The organism is Microvirga sp. 3-52 (assembly GCF_018383585.1).
Taxonomy (GTDB): Bacteria; Pseudomonadota; Alphaproteobacteria; order Rhizobiales; family Beijerinckiaceae; genus Microvirga.
In genome coordinates, this window is record NZ_JAHAMK010000014.1 from 53,205 (window position 1) to 72,634 (window position 19,430).

General features: G+C 64.3%; 15 protein-coding genes. 10 read left to right on the forward strand and 5 right to left on the reverse strand.

From position 1 onward, the window contains the following. Positions 1-146: 146 nt before the first annotated feature. The 4 genes from KHP60_RS12745 to KHP60_RS12760 all read right to left on the reverse strand — a co-directional run bounded on the left by KHP60_RS12745 (position 147) and on the right by KHP60_RS12760 (position 7,416). Entirely contained in the window at positions 147-1,034 is an 888-nt protein-coding gene (locus KHP60_RS12745; protein WP_213564622.1) for a cation diffusion facilitator family transporter, read from the reverse strand. A 201-nt stretch (positions 1,035-1,235) separates the two neighbouring features. Beyond that, positions 1,236-3,149 (reverse strand): CHASE2 domain-containing protein, encoded by a 1,914-nt coding sequence (locus KHP60_RS12750; RefSeq protein ID WP_213564624.1) that lies wholly within the window; start codon positions 3,147-3,149, stop codon positions 1,236-1,238. 66 nt (positions 3,150-3,215) lie between these two features. After that, the gene (locus KHP60_RS12755; protein ID WP_213564625.1) at positions 3,216-6,854 is read right to left on the reverse strand and encodes a FecR domain-containing protein; all 3,639 of its coding nucleotides are present in this window, start codon (positions 6,852-6,854) and stop codon (positions 3,216-3,218) included. Positions 6,855-7,026: 172 nt separating this feature from the next. After that, positions 7,027-7,416 (reverse strand): response regulator, encoded by a 390-nt coding sequence (locus tag KHP60_RS12760; RefSeq protein ID WP_213564627.1) that lies wholly within the window; start codon positions 7,414-7,416, stop codon positions 7,027-7,029. A 355-nt stretch (positions 7,417-7,771) separates the two neighbouring features. Here KHP60_RS12760 and KHP60_RS12765 point away from each other — a divergent pair, with 355 nt between their 5' ends. Continuing rightward, entirely contained in the window at positions 7,772-8,512 is a 741-nt protein-coding gene (locus KHP60_RS12765; RefSeq protein ID WP_213564628.1) for a glutamine amidotransferase, read from the forward strand. A 2-nt stretch (positions 8,513-8,514) separates the two neighbouring features. Here KHP60_RS12765 and KHP60_RS12770 read toward each other — a convergent pair whose 3' ends face one another. After that, positions 8,515-9,948 (reverse strand): short-chain fatty acyl-CoA regulator family protein, encoded by a 1,434-nt coding sequence (locus KHP60_RS12770; protein WP_213564629.1) that lies wholly within the window; start codon positions 9,946-9,948, stop codon positions 8,515-8,517. Positions 9,949-10,135: 187 nt separating this feature from the next. Here KHP60_RS12770 and aceA point away from each other — a divergent pair, with 187 nt between their 5' ends. The 9 genes from aceA to KHP60_RS12815 all read left to right on the forward strand — a co-directional run bounded on the left by aceA (position 10,136) and on the right by KHP60_RS12815 (position 19,425). Continuing rightward, on the forward strand, positions 10,136-11,455 hold the full coding sequence (gene aceA, locus KHP60_RS12775; protein ID WP_213564630.1) for an isocitrate lyase: 1,320 nt from the start codon (positions 10,136-10,138) through the stop codon (positions 11,453-11,455). Positions 11,456-11,497: 42 nt separating this feature from the next. Beyond that, positions 11,498-11,707, forward strand: a complete 210-nt coding sequence (locus tag KHP60_RS12780; protein WP_213564631.1) for a hypothetical protein — start codon at positions 11,498-11,500, stop codon at positions 11,705-11,707. A 399-nt stretch (positions 11,708-12,106) separates the two neighbouring features. Then, positions 12,107-13,021 (forward strand): ABC transporter substrate-binding protein, encoded by a 915-nt coding sequence (locus KHP60_RS12785; protein WP_213564632.1) that lies wholly within the window; start codon positions 12,107-12,109, stop codon positions 13,019-13,021. A 296-nt stretch (positions 13,022-13,317) separates the two neighbouring features. Next, positions 13,318-14,481, forward strand: coding sequence for an ABC transporter permease (locus KHP60_RS12790; RefSeq protein WP_249688733.1), 1,164 nt, complete (start codon positions 13,318-13,320; stop codon positions 14,479-14,481). Next, complete coding sequence (locus KHP60_RS12795; protein WP_213564634.1) at positions 14,482-15,420, forward strand: ABC transporter ATP-binding protein; 939 nt, start codon at positions 14,482-14,484, stop codon at positions 15,418-15,420. It abuts the gene before it with no gap. Continuing rightward, a complete protein-coding gene (locus KHP60_RS12800) occupies positions 15,417-16,172 on the forward strand; it encodes an ABC transporter permease (protein ID WP_213564636.1) in 756 nt (251 codons plus the stop codon). The genes KHP60_RS12795 and KHP60_RS12800 overlap by 4 nt, the downstream gene beginning before the upstream one ends. Next, complete coding sequence (locus KHP60_RS12805) at positions 16,169-16,735, forward strand: biliverdin-producing heme oxygenase (RefSeq protein WP_213564638.1); 567 nt, start codon at positions 16,169-16,171, stop codon at positions 16,733-16,735. Before KHP60_RS12800 ends, KHP60_RS12805 begins: the two co-directional genes overlap by 4 nt. Next, positions 16,732-18,975, forward strand: a complete 2,244-nt coding sequence (locus KHP60_RS12810; protein ID WP_213564640.1) for an ATP-binding protein — start codon at positions 16,732-16,734, stop codon at positions 18,973-18,975. Before KHP60_RS12805 ends, KHP60_RS12810 begins: the two co-directional genes overlap by 4 nt. Next, the gene (locus tag KHP60_RS12815; RefSeq protein WP_213564642.1) at positions 18,976-19,425 is read left to right on the forward strand and encodes a response regulator; all 450 of its coding nucleotides are present in this window, start codon (positions 18,976-18,978) and stop codon (positions 19,423-19,425) included. The last annotated feature ends 5 nt before the right edge of the window (positions 19,426-19,430 follow it).

A 19,430-nucleotide genomic window follows, 5' to 3' on the forward strand; every position in this document is an offset into this window, starting at 1 on the left:
ACACGGCGGCTACGTTCGTTGCGAAAAAACATGACGACGTGCCGCTCCTGTCAGGAGCGCCACCAAAGGGTTCTGGTCGGGGTCGCGCGGTCGTTCATGCGCCCAGGAATGCCACGAGAGTCGTGCTCGCGCAAGAACCCGACGCCCTAAAGAACCACAATTCCAGCGTGCTTGGCCTTGTTGTCGGGCTCCACATGGATCGTGATGAGCGCGTCCTCCACATCGGCCTTGAGCGCCCGCTCCAGGCGATCGCAGATGTCATGGGCGTCGGTCACGCTCATGCGGCCCGGCACCACGAGATGAAAGTCGATGAAGGTCATCCGGCCCGCATGGCGCGTGCGCAGGTCGTGGGCTTCGATGGCGCCTTCCGCGTTCACGGCGATGATCTCGCGGACACGGGCGAGCGTCGTCTCCGGCAGAGCCTCGTCCATGAGGCCGCCGATGCTTTCCTTGACCAGGCCCCAGCCGGACCAGAGGATGTTGAGGGCAACGAAGGCCGCGAGAGCGGAGTCGAGCCAGATCCATCCGGTGAAGGGAACGAGCAGGAGGCCGATGATGACGCCCACCGACGTCATCACATCGGTCAGGAGATGGCGACCGTCGGCCACCAGCGCGGGCGAGCGCAGGCGTCGCCCCCGGCTGATCAGGAGCCAAGACCAAACAGCATTGATCACACCGGCCAGCGCATTGACGGCAAGCCCCTGCATGGGGGCGTCGATGATCCTTGGAGCAAAGAAGCCGAAATAGGCTTCCCGCAGGATCGCCAACGCGGCCACGATGATCAGCACGCCTTCAAGGACGGCAGAAAAATATTCCACCTTGTGGTGTCCGTAGGGATGGTTTGCGTCGGCCGGCGCGGCGCTCAGGCGCACGGCCATGAAGGCTGCGACCGCCGTCACCACATTGATGACGCTCTCCAGCGCATCCGAATAGAGCGCAATGCTGCCCGTGATGTAATAGGCGGCATATTTCAGGACGAAAACAACGGTTCCGACGAATATGCTGCCGAGGGCAAGTTTTTGAATCTTGTCCATGGGGCGATGCGCAACAAGAGGGCTCTGCGGGAAACGAGGCGACCTTATAGACGGTGTTTCTTCAAGCGCAAGACTTTGTTTTTACTTGCAATTCGTTCGCAAATTCACGTTTGCGGAAAGACATTCCCTTTCCAGGTCAAGCCTGATCGCGCAGGATGAACAGTTTGCTTTCACTGAGATCTGACTTCGGCAGGGAGCCGGTCATTCCGGGATGGCTGTCGCCTTGAGCAGAAGCTTCCCATAGTATTTCGACAAGGAGGGAGCGAGCGTCTGACAATGCCGGACAAGCTCGAGGGCTTCCACCCGCTGTCCCGCGCCGATGCTGTCGAGAACCGTAGGATGCAGCTCCATCAGCTCCGCTAGCGCCGGATCCTGCCCCTGCGTGGCGGGCGCCAGAATGGTGAAGATGGCCGTTTGCTCGGCGCGTCCTTTCACGGCGATGCGGTCGAGTTCGATCAGCACGAAATGCTCCTGGAGCGCTTTCGCCGTCGCGGGGCCGAGCACGATGGAGACACCGTATTCCTTCGACAGACTCTCCAGGCGTGAAGCGAGGTTCACCGTATCGCCGAGGACCGAGTAGTCGTAGCGCCAGCGCGAGCCCACATTGCCGACCACGCAATCGCCGGTGTTGATGCCGACGCCGATGGCAAAGCGAGGTGCATCCTCGCCCTGTTCCTGCCGCAGCTCGGCATTCAACGTTTCTACCGCTTCCAGCATGCGCATGGCCGCGCGCGCGGCGCGAAGGGGATGGTCCGGGCTCGGCAGCGGCGCGTTCCAGAACGCCATGACGCAATCGCCGATATACTTGTCGATGGTGCCGCCTTCCGCGAGCACCGCTTCTGAGAGCGGATCGAGCAGGCGGTTGATGAGGGTGGTCAGCCGCTCCGGCTCATCTTTCAGCGTCTCCGACAAAGTCGTGAAGCCGCGCACGTCGCAGAACAGGATCGAGAGATTGCGGCGCTCGCCCCCGAGCTTCAGGGCGCCCGGATCGCGCGCAAGCTGTGCCACCAGATCCGGCGAGAGATAGCGCGAGAAAGCTTCCGACACGGTGCGGCGCAGATGCCGCTCTCGCGCGTAATCGAGCCCGAATCGTGTCCCGAAGACGGCGAGCGCCGTCGCTGCCGGCAGGGCCGGCGGTACCCAGACACGGCCGAGGCGCAGCACGGCCCATGCTCCGACGAAGAAGAAGGCGATCAGGAAGGCCGCTGCCAGCCCGGTTCGCCAGGAGACGCCATGAGTGGAGAAGGCTGCGGCCAGAAAAGCGCCGGCGATCACCAGAAGCACCATGACGAGCCGAGGCACGGGCAGCACGTAGAGATTATGACGGAGATTGTCGAGGATCGTGGCCTGGACCTCCACGCCCGCCATGAGCGTGCCCTCGGTCAATGTATAGGGTGTCGGGAAGGTATCGGGCGCGCCGATATCGGCAGAGGTCGCCTGCTTCAGGCTCAGGCCCACCAGCACGGTCTGATCCTTGAAAAATCCCGGCGGCAGAAATTCTTCCGGATCCAGGGCCTGGTAGTAGGAAACGGTCGGGTAGGAGCGGGCCGGCCCGAAATATTGGATCAGGGCCCCATCCGGAGCGGCCGCTTGCGGTTCACCCTTCAGGCGAAGCGCTTCGGCGGCCAAGCTGTCCTGCACCGGCGGCATGCGGCGCAGATAAGCGTCCCCGTCGAGGTGCACGGAAGCCACGCCGACTGCCGCGCCGGCCTCCAGGAACGGCTCGAGAGGGCTGACCCGGGTGACCTGGATTCCCTGCGCCAGCGGAGTGGTCACGTCGTCCGCGGCCAGCACCACGTCCGGGCCGAGCACCTTTGTGAAAGCCGCATCCGCGTCCTCCGCGGTCGGGTCGGCGAAGATGATGTCGAAGACGATCACCTTCGCACCCGCCGCCCGCAGGCTCTCGACCAGTTTGGCGTGAAGCTCCCGGGACCAAGGCCAGCGCTGGCCGATTTCGCCGATGGACGGCTCGTCGATGGCCACGACCACGGCGCCCGGCTGCGCGGGCAGAGGCGGTGAGATGACCGAGAGGATATCGTAGAGCCTCGCCTCGATGAGGCGAAAGGGCGGGAAGAACAGAACCGGCATCAGCAGAGCCGCAATGAGCCCGGCCATGGCGAAATGGCGCCAGAGAGGCTCCCCCCTGGCATGATCGGTTGATGTTGTCTGTTTTCCGTTCACCTAGAACCGAGCCTTGACGCTGGCCGCGACGGTGCGGCCCGGAGCCGGAATGTCGAACCCGAAATCATATCTCTGGTCGAACAGGTTGAGCGCCGTCAGCCCGACCTGGAAGCGCCGGTCCGGTGTCTCCCAGGTCAGCGCCGCGTCGGTCGTCCAGTAGGAATCCAGGCGGTCGTTGTCATAGGAGCCGGAACGCTCGCCGATGAAATTCTGGGTCAGGGTGAACCGCAGGCGGCTCGGATGGACGAAGGTCACTCCGAGGCGGGCGAAGCGCTCCGGAATGTAGGGCACCGGCTCTCCCACGCCCTGTCCGTCCCGATCTTCCGATGTTGCCAGGATCTTCGAGGTCGCTCCGCCAACGGTGCCGAACACGCCGATGCCGTGACCGAGCCAGACATTGACCGTGGCGGCGAGCCATTCGGCACGGGCCCGGTCGATGTCTTCGAAACTGGTCAACGTGTTGATTCTTGGAACGTTGAGATCGTTCAGTGTTTGGCGCTGATATTCCAGGGCCGTGAACACATGGGGCGTCCATTCCGCGTCCCAGCGCAGCACGAGGCTCTTCGTCGGTCCGCTTGCCGGCGTATCGTTCGGGATCAGTCCGACAGTCGTCGTCGGTGCGAGAGTGTAGCTGAGGAAAGTATCGGCATTCTCGATGTAAGCGGCGCGGAGCCATTGTCCTTCCAGCGGCGAGATGCCGATGCCGAAGCGGGGCGATGCCCAAACATCGGGTTTGGCATTTTTCACATCCAGGAAGGTGCGATGGATGCCCGCCTGAGCCTCGAACCAGTCGTTCGGGCGCCATAGAACATCGGCATAGGCGCGACCGCCGCGGAAGGGGCTGTCGAAGGTCGATGCGTTCTGCAGATATTCGTCCGGTTCCGGAAACAAGTACCTGTAAGTCTCGCTGAAGCCGTTGTATCGCGCCTTGCCGGCCTGAGCCTCCAAACCATAGCGCAGATTGAAGTCGCCGATTCCGATGGCGTGGCTCACCGCTCCGACGACACCATCCATGCGCTGCTTCTCCTGCCAGAGGGTCTGGACAGTTGGAAACACGCGATAATCCCAGATTTCCCCGCGATCGAGCGTATCGTTCCGGGTTGCGAATACCGCTGTCGTGAGGACATTCCGGTAGCCGAAGCTGTGGCTCCAGCCCGCCACACCGAAGAGGTTGGTCGAATCCCGCTCGATATGCTGCGTGAAGTCATAACGGTCGATATCCGTCAGGCCCGGCTGTCCCTCGTTCGCCCAGCCCATGAACATGAACCGGTCGGCGGCATTCGGGGCCGTGCCGAGGCTGAACGTGATTCCTCTTCCCCTCTCGTTGTCGGCGGTCAGATTGCCACGGGCCTCGTTGGCACTGGCCGACAGACTGAAGCTCGTCGGCAGCGGTTCGTTCGAGAAGCCGTTGACCAGCACGCCCGATTGCCAGCCGACCTTGCCGCCGCGCACGATCGCACCGCCCCCGATCTCGGTGTCGAGGAACGGCCGGCGGATGGGGTCGAAGCGCCCGATACGGCCGGCCACGGCCAGAGGATCGAGAAGCAATCCCTGGATCGAGAGGTTCAGGGCCGCACTGTTGAGCTCCGTTCCTTCCGCCGCATCGAGGGTCGGTTCCGTGGGGAAAAGGCCCGGCCGGCTGACGATGGCCTGATCGAAATATCCTTGAGCCTCGAAAGGATCGAACGTCCTATCGGCATAGAAGCGGCCCCAATCGTGCAGATTGATGAAGCGGTAGGCCTGGACCGGGTAGGAGCCGGTCTGCTTGCTGACCGAGATCCCGGCATAATCTCCACCTCGGGCGCGGTATCGCCGCAGAGCCTCGCGCGCGGCAAGGATCGCCTCGTCGGCAAGATAGAGATCGAGAGCGAAGGCCGTGCGCAGGATGGGAACGATGGGTGCCCTGGGATCCAGCCGATCCGCATTGTCGAGGGCCTGCCAGGCGAGTTCGTAGTCGCCATTCTGGAAATAGGAATCTGCCAGGATGAGTTGGTCGTTGGACAGGGCCGGATTGACGGCGGAGCCGGCCAGCATCGATTCGATCGCGTCCGCCATCCTGCCTTTCTGCAGAAGATACCGCCCGCGGGCCGTGTAGGCGGTGGTCGGATCGAGCGCCAGCGCCTTGTCGATGAGAGTGCCGGCTTCTTCCACCCGGCTCTGATCGAGGAGGAGGATGGCCAGGTTGGTGTAGGGAATCGGATTCTGCGGCTCCATCTCGAGCGCACGCCGGAAGGCGGCTTCAGCTTCGATGAGCGCGCCCCGGCTCTGTTCGAGCAGGCCGATCTGGTTCAGAAGCGAGAATGACGGATCGGTCTTCACGACCTTGTAGAGGTCGGCAAGAGCGCCATCGATATCCCGGGCATAATCCGCCTTGATCGTCGCCCCGAATGCGATCACGTTCGGATCGGTCGGGTCGATGGCGCGAGCCCGTTCATACGCCGCGTACATATCCTCGCGATGATCGAGATCCTGGGCGAGAGACGCCGACAGAATGGCGAGGCCGGCATCATTCGGGAATGTCTTTTCCGCCGCGGCAGCCTCGGCCGCAGCCGCCTTCAGATCCTGACGGAAACCGGTGAGATAGGCACTGATCTCTGCCGTTCTGGGATCCTTGACCGGAACCTTCGGAGCCGGCTGGACCCGCTTCGGATCCGCCAAGGAAGCCGCGGCATAGCGGCCATACTCGGCCCAGCCTCGCCGCCGGGGATCAAGGCCCAGCTTCGCCCGTTCGAACAATTTGATGGCGTCCTGCCAGCGGCGGTCTGCACCGGCCATCAGAGCTTCGAGATAATCGGCACGGGCACGCTGCACCCTGGTCATCGTGCGGTTGCGCGCTTCTGCAAGGGGAGCTGCCGCCGCACGCCTGCCGTTGGAATTCATGAGGCTTTCGGCGAGGGTGAGCCAATCTTCCGTCGTGCGGGTTTCAGGGGGCAGGGCCTGGATTCTGGTGCTCTCGGCCTCGAACTGCGTGTTCTCCAAGGTTGTCGTCGGCAGGTTGATGAACACCTCGCGCATCGACATGTAGAACAGCATCTGCTCGCGATCATTGGGGCTGACGAGCACGAATTTCGTCGGCGCCTGGCCGACCGCCGCCACGGCCCCTTCGCCCTGGCGGACCGTCACGGCTCCCTGCGGGTTCTTGAGCTCGACGACGCCTTCGAGCACGACGAGCGAGGTCTTGCCCGCGTCGTCCACCGACAGGGACCAGTCGGTGCCGCGGATCGCCGCGACCGCCGCTGGTGTCTTGACGTCGACACCCGAGCCGCCGCGGGCCGCGCGGGCCCAGATATTGCCGCCCTGGAGGCTGAGCTGGGTCGCGTCGGCCGGCCCGCTCGCCACGTCGTTGACGGTCAGGGTCGAGTTGCGGCCGACGCGGATCTGGGTCTGATCGTTGAACAGGATCGCCAGGTTGCCGATGGCATTGGTCCGCAGGGTATCGCCACCGACGAGGCTTTGCTGGAGCTGGGCGGCCCGCCAGAGATCCTCGCGGACGAACCGCATCTCCTCGCCACCCTTGGCTGCCACGATGGCGCCCGCGGCGGGCGCCTGGCGCGGCAGGGGGGATTGGGCCTGAGCGTCGCAAAGAGAGAGTGCCAGGACGCTTGTGGCGGCCAGAAGACTGAGGGATCGGAAAGACATGGAAGACCGGCTCGATCGAAAGGTTACCTGCTTTAACGTTACTGGAACTTAGCAGGAAGAGCCTAGGAACAAAGCCGATTCACACCATGGATGATGTGTTTTGCAGCACAGGGTGAACGATTGCGGCATTAACGCCACAGATGAGGCATCAAATTCGGGCGAATCTGCCGATTCAGGCTGTCTTGCCGCGTGCGACCAGCAGTTTCTGTTTCAGATCGTGCTGGGCAAAGGGCTTCTGCAGAACGGGGCGGTCGCGGAAGGCGTCTCGGATGCCGGCGCTGCCGTAGCCCGTGGAGAACACGAAGGGGATCGAACGCTGCGCCAGGGCCTCGGCCACCGGGTAGATCGGCTCGCCGGCCACATTCACGTCGAGGATGGCCAGATCAACCTGTTCGCGGGCCACAGCGTCAAGGGCGGCCGACAGCCGGGCGGCCGGGCCGATCACCTCGCAACCGAAGTCGAGCAGCATGTCTTCCAGGAGCAGGGAGATCGCAGCTTCATCCTCAACGACGAGAATACGCAGGCCGTTGAGATCGCCGTCGCTGGTTACGCTGTCGGTCACGGGTTCACTTTCTTTCACGCTGGAGCGCTGGTCGATGGCTCAGCAGAGCAGGAAACAAGATGCGCTGGATATTCTGGACTTCAAGCCTGGAGAATCAGACGCTTCTATCATTTTTGCGTATCCATGCAAAAACCGGGCTGTACCGGGGCGATCTATGATATCGTTATCTGATCTTAGAGCGGCAGGCGGCTCTTGCCTAGGTGTCTTCCTCCTTAAGATGATCCGGCAAAGGAATGGCAGAAATCGGCTGGCGCTGCCCCCTTGCGGAGAACGCATCTTGTCCCGAATAATCGGCCCATGTTCCCGCGTGATTGCTCCCGTTTCATCATGAACGCCTCCGCATCGGATCGAAGCCATGCCTAGGCGGCGCTCCAAGGCACCCGTTCTCATCGTTCTGCATCAGGAGCACTCGACCCCCGGTCGGGTCGGGCGCTTGCTCCTTGAGCGCGGCTACCGGCTCGACATCCGCCGCCCCCGCTTCGGCGATCCATTGCCGGAAACGCTCGCGGAGCACACCGGAGCCGTGATTTTCGGCGGCCCGATGAGTGCCAACGACCCGGACGACTTCGTCAGGACGGAGATCGACTGGATCGAGGTGCCGCTCAAGGAGAACAAGCCCTATCTCGGCCTCTGCCTGGGCGCCCAGATGATGGCGAAGCATCTCGGCGCCGCCGTCTGGGCCCATCCCGAAGGCCGGGCCGAGATCGGCTATTACCCGTTGCTGCCGACGGCCGCCGGCGAGGCCCTCAGCAGCGATTGGGGCGTTCCCTGGCCGAGCCATGTCTATCACTGGCACCGGGAGGGCTTCGACTGTCCCGCCGAGGCCGAGACCCTGGCGACAGGCGACGATTTCCCGACCCAGGCGATTCGCGTCGGGGAGAAGGCCTTCGGTCTCCAGTTCCACCCGGAGGTCACCCATGCCATGCTCTGCCGCTGGACGGTTCACGCCGAGGAGCGGCTCAGTATGCCGGGTGCGCAGGATCGGGTCCGACAGCTGGCCGGGCGCTTCCAGCACGACCCGCATGTCTCGCGCTGGCTCGACCGGTTTCTCGATCACTGGCTCGACGAGCCGATACCGAAGCGCTTGCTAGCCTGAATTCAAGTCGCATCGAACTCGAAGGGCGAGACGCCCCGCTTCATCTCGTCGACGATCAGCGCGTGCATCAGGGGAGGGGCGGCGCGTTGCGGGCAGGCGGCGCGCTCGCACAGACGGCAATTGATGCCGATCGGCGTCGCATCCGACGTGGCCGGGTCGAGTCCGCGCGCATAGACGAGGCGATGGGCGTATTTCAGCTCGCAGCCGAGGCCCACCACGAATTGCGGATCGGGCGCTCCCCAGGGGTTGAAGGCGCGCTTGACCGTGCGGGCGATGGAGAACCAGCGCGAGGAATCCGGCAGTTCGACGATCTGGGTCGCCACCTGGCCCGGCATCCGGAAGGTGGAGTGCAGGTTCCAGAGCGGACAGGTGCCGCCGAATTGCGAGAACGGGAAGCGACCCGAGGAAAAGCGCTTCGAGACATTACCGGCCGAATCCACCCGCACCAGGAAGAAGGGGATTCCCCGGGCGCCCGGACGGGCCAGTGTGGTGAGCCGGTGCGCCACCTGCTCGAAGCTGGCGCCGAAACGAGCGCCTAGCACCTCCACGTCATAGCCGAGCGCCTCGGCCGCCGCACGGAACCTGCCGTAGGGCATCATGAGGGCGCCGGCAAAGTAATTGCCGAACGAGACCCGCAGCAGCCGCCGCGCCGGACCGTCCACGGGCTCCAGGCGGGCGGCGAGCGCGTCGATGGTCTCGCGCATCTCGGCGAACGCCAGTTGGTAGGCAGCCTGGAAGGTCCTGCCGGAAGGATCTACCAGTTCGGAGATCAGGAGTTGGCGCCGGTGATGGTCGTAGCGACGCAAGCAATCCGGCATCACGTCGATGGGCATCACGCGCACCCGGATCCCATGCCTGGCGTGCAGGCGCTCGGCGATGGCGAAGAAGGGCTCGTGGCCCGTGACCGCGAGATCCGATGCCAGGGCCTCGGCGGCCTCGTCCAGCTCGGCGAAATGGTTCTTGGCGTCGTGGATCAGCTCCCGCACCCGGTCGACCGGGTTGACCTGTGGGGCGTCCTCCGCCCGGTCGCGGTCGCTGAGGCTCGGCGTCACCGCCTCGCGGGCACCGCGCATGGCCTGATAGGCGCGGTAAAGGCGGTTGATGGCATCGACCAGGGACGGTGCGCTCTCCACGGTTTCGCGCAGTTCGAGCCGCGCCACCGGCGTGGAGCGGAAGAGCGGGTCGGCGAAGACCTCCTCGAGCTCCGAGACGGTGCGCTCGTGATCGTCGTTGGCGAATTCGCGCGGGTCGAGCTGATAGGCATGGGCGAGGCGGATCAGTACCTGCGCGGTGATCGGGCGCTGGTTGCGCTCCATCAGGTTCAGGTAGCTCGGGGAGAGCCCGAGCTCCTCGGCCATGCGGGATTGGCTCATGTTGAGCTCGCGCCGCAACCGCTTGAGGCGGGGACCTACGAAAAGCTTCCGGCTCTCATCCATGTTGTAAATCTTTTTACAAGTTTACACGACCCGTCGAGTCAAAGCTTTACAAGGCGACTTTTCTTTTGAAATCCATCGTTGAAACAAAAGCTTCTTCGCGGATTATGAAATCAAGACGTCCTGCTGCTCTGCAATAATTCTGGCCTGCAGGATTGTTTTGTCAAGAAATGTAAAAGGAAGCATGACCATGGATACCCAGCCGAACCCGGGATTGCTGCAAGACCCGATCCCCGCCGCTCCCGAGGGACGCTTTGACGGCATCCGCAGGCCCTATTCGGCCGAGGACGTGCTCCGGCTGCGCGGGTCCTTCCCCATCGCCCACACGCTCGCCGAGCGCGGCGCGCAGCGCCTGTGGCGGCTCCTGCACGAGCGTCCCTACGTTCATTCGCTCGGCGCCATGACCGGCAACCAGGCCATGCAGATGGCCCGGGCAGGCTTGGAGGCGATCTATCTCTCCGGCTGGCAGGTGGCGGCGGATTCGAACGTCGCCGGCGCCATGTATCCCGACCAGTCGCTCTATCCGGCCAATTCCGGCCCTGAGCTCTGCCGACGCATCAACCGCACCTTCCAGCGCGCCGACCAGATCGAGCATGCGGAGGGCGGAGCGAAGCGGGATTGGTTCCTGCCCATCGTGGCGGATGCGGAAGCGGGCTTCGGCGGGCCGCTCAACACCTTCGAGATCATGAAGGCCTACATCGAGGCGGGCGCTGCGGGCGTGCATTTCGAGGACCAGCTCGCCTCGGAGAAGAAATGCGGCCATCTCGGCGGCAAGGTGCTGATCCCGACCGCCGCGCATGAGCGCAATCTCATCGCCGCGCGGCTGGCCGCCGACGTGATGGGCACCTCGACCCTCATCATGGCCCGCACGGACGCGGAATCGGCCAAGCTCATCACCTCCGACGTGGACGAGCGGGACCGGCCCTTTATCGAGCCCGACAGCCGCACGCCGGAAGGCTTCTATCGCCTGAAGGACGGCACCGGCCTCGACCATTGCATCGCCCGCGGCCTGGCTTATGCGGACCTCGCCGACCTGCTGTGGTGGGAGACCTCGCATCCGGATCTCGACGATGCGCGCAAGTTCGCGGAAGCGATCCACAAGCGCCATCCGGGCAAACTGCTCGCCTATAACTGCTCGCCCTCGTTCAACTGGAGTAAGAAGCTGGACGACGCCACCATTGCCAGGTTCCAGCGCGAACTCGGCGCCATGGGCTACAAGTTCCAGTTCGTGACCCTCGCGGGCTTCCACCAGCTCAATTACGGCATGTTCGAGCTGGCGAGCGGCTACCGCGACCGCGGCATGGGCGCCTATTCCGAGCTCCAGGTCCGCGAATTCGCCGCCGAGTCCGAGGGCTACACCGCCACCCGCCACCAGCGGGAGGTCGGCACCGGCTATTTCGACCAGGTCTCGGTGGTCATCACGGGCGGCAAGTCCTCCACCACGGCGATGGCGGAATCGACCGAGACCGCCCAGTTCCAATCGTCCGCCAAGCTTCAGGCGGCCGAGTAGGCCTCAACAACCCTCAACCCTTGTCAGCAATGGAGATCGACAATGCATCAGTCACGTTTCTGGGTGGTCGGCGGCGAGTACACCTCCTGCAACTGCGAAACCATCGTCCACGGCACCGAGCGGGTGGTCGGGCCCTTCGAGAGCCGCATGGAGGCCGAGCGCACCTGGCGCACCCTGTCGGAGGACCACCGTCCCCAGGCCCAGGTTCGCTTCACCATCGCCCAGGAGCCTCCGACGACCTTGAGCGCCTGAGAGGGCAAGCGCCGTCGCTCCCTCTCCTCACGGGAGGGAGTGATCGTGTGAGACCTTTCCGTCATGGCCGGGCTCGTCCCGGCCATTTCGATTTCGTGAAGCGCGGCGCTTTTCCGGTCGGGATCACTGGCACAAGACCGGTGATGACGTGGCGGGGAGCGTTGCCGAACCTCATCAAGCACCTGCTCCGGCCTTCCGCCCGAGCCTCAATCCCTCCCAGCATAGAGAGGGAACAGTCGGGCGCTTGTTGCGCGGGCATCCCGGGCTCGGAACTCCGTCAGGATCTTTTACCGTCACACGAAGTTTTTATCTTCCCGTCGATTCTTCTTGCGGATCCCCCTGCCTAAACCGCCCGACTGTCCTAGAAACAGCAGGGCAAGGTTCCTCAAGGGGGTTCGCATGAAGTCCGTCCTCAAGTCGCTCACCTTCGCTGCCGCCCTGGCGTTGGCAGCGGCGGGCGCCGCCAAGGCCGATGTGGTCGTCTCATCGAAGATCGACACGGAAGGCTCGGTTCTCGGCAACATCATCCTGCTGACGCTCGATGCCAACGGCATCAAGACCCAGGACCGGATCCAGCTCGGGGCGACGCCGGTGGTCCGCAAGGCCATCACGGCGGGCGAGATCGACATCTATCCGGAATATACCGGCAATGCGGGCTTCTTCTTCAACAAGGCAGACGATCCGGTCTGGAAGGATGCGGCCAAGGGCTTCGAGATGGCCAAGAAGCTCGATTACGATGCCAACAAGATCGTCTGGCTCGATCCATCGCCGGCCAACAACACCTGGGCCATCGCGCTGCGCAAGGACGTGGCCGATTCCAACAAGCTGAAGACGCTGGCCGATTTCGGCCAATGGGTCACCAAGGGCGGCAAGGTGGTGCTGGCGGCCTCCGCCGAATTCGTGAACTCGGACGCGGCCCTGCCGGCCTTCCAGAAGACCTATGACTTCAAGATGAAGCCGGAACAGCTCATCGTGCTCTCCGGCGGCGATACGGCGGCCACCATCAAGGCGGCGGCCGAGCAGACCAACGGCGCCAATGCCGCCATGGTCTATGGCACCGATGGCGGCATTGCCCCGTCGGGCCTCGTGGTGCTGGAGGACAACAAGGGCGTGCAGCCCGTCTATGCCCCGGCGCCGATCATCCGCGAATCCGTTCTGAAGGAGAACCCGAAGATCGCCGAGATCCTAAAGCCCGTCTTCGCATCCCTCGACCTCGCCACGCTCCAAGGGCTGAACGCCCGTGTCCAGGTCGGCGGCGAGCCGGCGAAGGCCGTGGCAACCGAGTACTTGAAGTCCAAAGGATTCCTGAAATGATCTGAGGGTCTGATTTCGGAGGACGAGGGCGTCTCGAAATGCCCTCGAGACGCAGCTACGCTGCTCCAAAGAGTCTGTTTCGTCATTGAGACTTTCCCGTCATGGCCGGCCTTGCGCCGGCCATCCCGATCATGAAAGGCTCGGCGCCTCATGCAACCGGGATCACCGGCACAGGGCCGGTGATGACGAGGCATGATGAGGGAGAGATTGATGGGATGCACTCTCAGGACGCAGGCGGCGCGATAAGGGCCGGAAGCTTTGTGAACACGATATCCTCCCGAACCACTGCGCCCGACATGCCTTCGTTGCGTCCATCCATATCCCTCGATCGGCTCGGGACCGTGATCGCCATTCTGATCGGCGTCGCGCTGTTCGCCTCACCCTTCGTCATCTTCCGCGCCAACCGCATCGTGGCCGGCGAAGGACGGATGCTGGTCGATGCGCTGCCTCCTTCGGGCGCCATCGGTGTGACGATCGTGGCGCTCGGCGTGGCGTTGTGTGCGGCGCTCGCCCGCGCGCCCCTGATTCGCCTCGCGGCCGCTTCCGTCGGCCTGTGCGTGATCTTTCCGGCGGTCGGATGGTCGGCCGGATTCGTGACGCCGGCCGGCAACACCTTTGCGCGCGTCTCGCCGTCTCTCGGCTTCTGGCTTCTCGTTCTGTCCTTCGCGCTCCTTGCCGCCGATGCGCTGACGCGCCTGCGCCTGGGACCGTGGGCGCGGCTCGCCGCCATAGCCGTGGCGGCGGGCGCGATTGCGCTTCTGCTCTCCTCCGGCGCCTGGGACGATCTCTCCCTGCTCAAGGAATATGCGAACCGGCAGGACACCTTCTGGCGCGAGGCGCGTCAGCATCTGTGGCTCGCATTCGGCTCGATGGTCGCCGCCTGTCTCGTCGGGCTGCCTCTCGGCATTCTCGGGCACCGCATCCGTCGTTTGAGAACGGCGCTCCTTCAGGTGCTGAACATCGTCCAGACGGTTCCGAGCATCGCGCTCTTCGGCATTCTGATCGCGCCGCTCGGGTACCTGGCCACGCACGTGCCTCTGGCTGCGGCCTTGGGAATTCGCGGCATCGGGGCCGCACCGGCCTTCATCGCGCTCTTTCTCTATTCCCTGCTGCCGGTGGTCGCCAACACGGTCACCGGATTGAACCAGGTGCCGGCCACTGTCACCGATGCGGCGCGCGGCATGGGATTGTCGGCGCGCCAACGCCTGTGGCAGGTCGAGCTGCCCCTGGCGCTTCCCGTCATCCTCGCCGGCATCCGCATCGTGCTGGTCCAGAACCTCGGGCTGGCCACGGTGGCGGCGCTGATCGGGGGAGGGGGCTTCGGCACCTTCGTCTTTCAGGGAATCGGCCAGACGGCCATCGATCTCGTGCTCCTGGGCGCCATTCCGACGGTGGTCCTGTCGTTTGCCGCCGCCATCATCCTCGACGCGATCATCGATCTCAGCAGGCGGGGCTCCTAGATGATCGAGATCGACCATCTCACCAAGCGCTATGGCGCGACCACCGTCGTCGAGGACGTGTCCCTCCGGGTCGACGACGGAACGATTGCCGTCGTCGTCGGAACGTCGGGCGCGGGCAAGTCGACCCTGCTCCGGATGATCAACCGCCTGATCGAGCCGAGCGCGGGCCGCGTGCTCATCGACGGCGAAGACACCATGTCGATCCCGGAGGATCAGCTGCGGCACCGGATCGGTTATGTGATCCAGGGCTATGGGCTGTTTCCCCATCGCAATGTCGCCGAGAACATCGCCACGGTGCCGCGCCTTCTCGGCTGGGACAAACGGCGGATCGCGGACCGCGTCGAGGAGCTGCTCGACCTGTTCCAGCTCGATCCGGCGGAATTCGCCCGGAAATTCCCGCACGAACTGTCCGGCGGCCAGCAGCAGCGCGTGGGCGTCGCGCGCGCGCTGGCGGCAAAGCCCGCACATCTCCTGATGGACGAACCTTTCGGGGCGCTCGATCCGGTCATCCGCAGCAAGGCGCAGGACGACCTGCTCGCGATCCAGCGCCGTCTCGGCACCACCATCCTTCTCGTCACGCATGACATGAACGAGGCGTTCCAACTGGGCGACAGGATCGCCGTCATGGATCGGGCGCGGCTCCTGCAATACGCGACACCCGCGGAACTGCTGACGCGACCGGCGGAGGCATTCGTCGAGCAGCTCGTGGGAACGGCGGAAAGGCCCTTCCGCCTCCTGTCCCTGAGGTGCGTGCAGGAGGCCCTCGAGCCGGGAGGCGCGGAAGGGGAACCCATCCTCGTCACCGACTCCTTGCGGGATGCCCTCTCGCGGCTGATCTGGACGGGACGGGACGTGATGCCGGTCGCGGATTCCGCCGGTGCTCTCGTCGGGCGGGTCAGCGTGAAGGGCATCATGGAACACGGGCGGTCCCTCGCATGAGCGGGCGGTCGTTCGCCTTGCGCGGAGCGGCGCTGCTCCTGCTGGTGCTCTTCGTCACGGCGCCGCAGCTTTTCGCCTTCGCGTTCAAGCCACTGACCACGAACGACGCTCCGGCGATCTACAACCAGGGCAGCCTGCTCGCCCTGACCCTGTCGCATCTGCGCATCGTGTTTCTGGCGACGCTGGCCAGCACGATCCTGGCCGTGGGGCTCGGCATCTTCGTCACGCGGCCTTCGGGCCAGGAATTCCTGCCGCTGTCGCGCAGCCTCGTGAATATCGGCCAGACCTTCCCGCCCATCGCGGTTCTGGCGATTGCGGTGCCGCTCGTGGGCTTCGGGGAAAAGCCGACCTTCATCGCGCTTTTCCTCTATGGCCTTCTGCCGATCTTCGAGAACACGCTCACCGGCCTTATGGAAGTATCCCCCCAGACCCTGGAGGCGGCCAAGGGCATGGGCATGAACCCCCGTCAGCGCCTGCTGCAGGTGGAACTGCCGCTCGCTCTGCCGGTTATCCTGGCCGGCATCCGTCTTTCGGTGATCATCAGCCTCGGCACCGCCACCATCGGTTCGACGGTTGCGGCCAAGGGATTGGGCGAGGTCATCATCGCGGGCCTTCAATCCAACAACGTCGCTTTCGTGCTGCAGGGGGGGCTGGTGGTTGCTCTGCTCGCCGTTCTGATCCACGACGGATTGGGAATGGCCGAACGAATGGCCACCCGAAGGCTGGGCCGCCCTGTGGACGAGATCTCATGACGCTTCTCGAACGACTGAAAATCGAAACCCGCCCGGCGCATGACCGGATCGAGGCCGCCATCGATCTCGACCGCCGAATCGCATCGCGCGACGCTTACAGGGATCTGCTGATCCGCTTCTACGGCTTTCACACGGCCTGGGAGAGCGAGGCCGCCGGCAGGATTGCCGACCGGAAATTTTTTCAGAGCCGCTGCAAGACGCAGCTTCTCGCCAGGGATCTCGAGGCCCTAGGACTAAAGTCTGACGACATCATCCGTTTGCCACAATGCCGGCCTCTCATGCCCTTGCCGGCGCCTGAAGCGGTGCTGGGGAGCATGTACGTGGTCGAGGGCTCGACGCTCGGTGGCGCCATCATCGCGCGCGAGGTGGAGAACCGACTTGGCCTGACGGCGGAAACGGGCTGCGCCTATTTCCGCAGCTATGGACGTGATATTGCCGCGATGTGGAAGTCGTTCGGCGCGGTGCTCCTGAAAGCCTCGTCGCCGGAGGCGGACGATCTCATCGTCGGGGCCGCGCAAGATACCTTCACTGTGATGCATCATTGGCTGTGCGAGACCCCATGACCCTGCAATCGCCGCAAGACATCGATCTGACCGCCTGCGACCGGGAGCCGATCCACATTCCGGGCAGCGTCCAGCCGCACGGAATTCTCGTGGCGATCAGGCTGTCCGACAGGACGATCGCCTATGCCAGCGCCAACATCGCCGAAGTCTTCGGCCTCGATCCGGAGGATGTTCTCGGCCGTCCCTTCGAAGAGGTGCTGCCGGCCTTGAGCGCAGCATTCGCCGCGCAGCTGGATGATCCGCCATCGGCGGGGAGCACCCGCTTCGTCCGGACCATCCAGGTCAGGACGGCGCAGGAGGAACGATTCTTCGAGACGGCGATCTCCCGCTCGGGCGATTGCGCGATTCTGGAACTGGAGGAGCCGCCGCAGGGTGCGGTCTCCAGCATCGATTCGCTCTATCCCACCTTGCGCCGCTTCGTGGGCCAGCTGCAGGGAGCGCCCACCGTCGAAGTCCTGTGCCATCTGGCCGCGCAGGACATTCGCCGCATGACCGGCTTCGACCGGGTCCTGATCTACCGGTTCGACGACGCGTGGAACGGCACCGTCATCGCCGAGGATCGCAACGAGGTTCTGCCGTCCTATCTCGACCTACGCTTCCCGGCTTCCGACATTCCGGCCCAGGCGCGAGAGCTCTACCGGCGCAATCGGCTGCGTATCATTCCCGATGCCAATTACACGCCCGTTCCGATCCAGTCGCGCGATCCCGCGCCTCTGGATCTCAGCGACTCGGTTCTGCGCAGCGTCTCGCCGGTGCATCTCGAATACATGCGCAACATGGGGACGCTCGCCTCCATGTCGATCTCGATCCTGCGCGACGGCAGTCTGTGGGGCCTGATCTCCTGCCACAACAAGGAGCCGAAGCGGGTCTCGCTCCAGGTGCGCAACGCCTGCGATTTCCTGACGCAGATCTTCGCGCTGCAGCTGGAGGCGCGGGAGAACACGACACTGGCCGAGAACCGGGTGCGCCTCGGCGCCGTGCAGACGCGGCTTCTCGCCCACATGGCGGCGGAGGAGCATTTCATCGCAGGGCTGGTGAATCATGCGGACGATCTGATGATGCTGGCGGGCGCGCAAGGGGCGGCCGTCCTGACGCAGGACCATTGCTGGTGCATGGGGCAAGCCCCCAACAAGGATCAGGTCAGGGCGCTGGTCGATTGGATCTCGCAATCCCATCAGGAGGATGTCTTCGCCACCGACAACCTGGCGGACGTCTATCCCGCGGCGAGAGCCTATGCCGACCGGGCGAGCGGCCTTCTTTCCATCTCGGTCTCGAAGGTGCATGCGAGCTACGTGCTCTGGTTCCGTCCCGAGGTCGTGCAGACCGTCAAATGGGGCGGCAATCCGCAAAAGCCCGTTCAGGAGGAGGCGGGAAGCCTGAGGCTCCATCCCAGGCGCTCGTTCGAGACCTGGAAGGAGACCGTGCGAAACCGCTCCCTGTCCTGGGACCGGAGCGAGGTCGAGGCGGTCAAGGAGCTGCGCAACGCCATCGTGGGAATCGTCCTGCGCCGGGCCGAGGAGCTGGCATCGCTCTCGGAGGAGCTGCGCCGCAGCAACAAGGAACTGGAGGCGTTCTCCTATTCGGTGTCCCACGACCTGCGGGCCCCGTTCCGGCACATCGTCGGCTATTCCGAGCTCCTGAAGAAGCAGGAATCGAGCGAATTGTCCGAGAAGGGCAAGCGCTACGTCGACACGATCATCGAGGCCGCCTACACGGCCGGCACCCTCGTCGACAACCTGCTGCGCTTCTCGCATATGGGCCGCACGGCCCTGAAGCCCCGGCCGGTGGACGTCGCCGCCCTCGTCAACGAGATCAGGCAGAAGCTGGCCGTGGAGCATGGTGGCCGCCGGATCCAGTGGATCGTCGGGGACTTGGCCCCTGTGAATGCGGATCCGGTGCTGATCCGGTTGGTATTTGAGAATCTGCTCGACAATGCGGTAAAGTACACCCGCACCCGGGAGAAAGCGCGCATCGAGATCGGCTCCACCCGCAAGGATGGGGAGACGATCTATTCCGTACGCGACAACGGCGTCGGGTTCGATATGAGGTACATCGACAAGCTGTTCGGCGTTTTCCAGCGTCTCCACCGGATGGAAGAATTCGAGGGAACGGGAATCGGGCTGGCCAATGTTCGGCGTATCGTTGAACGGCACGGAGGCCGGGCCTGGGCCGAAGGTGAGCTCGACAAGGGAGCGACCTTCTCCATCGCCCTGCCGGATCATGATGAAGGAGCGGCGTGAATGCCGGAGTTGAAACCGATCCTCCTGGTTGAGGACAATCCGAAGGATCTCGAACTGACCATGGCGGCCCTGGAGCAGAGCCAGCTCGCCAACGAGGTCGTCGTGGTGCGCGACGGCGCGGAGGCGCTCGATTTCCTCTATCGCCGCGGCGCGCATGAGAGCCGCAACACCAGCGACCCGGCCGTCGTGCTGCTCGATCTCAAGCTGCCGAAGGTCGACGGGCTCGAGGTGCTGGAGACGGTCAAGGCCGATCCACACCTGCGGCAGACGCCGGTCGTCATGCTCACCTCCTCACGGGAGGAAAGCGATCTCGTGCGCAGCTACGAGCTCGGGGTGAACGCCTTCGTGGTGAAGCCCGTCGGCTTCCGGGAATTCTTCGATGCGATCCAGGACCTCGGCGTGTTCTGGGCCATCCTCAACGAGCCGCCGCCGCGGCGCGATGGAGCTTAGGAGCG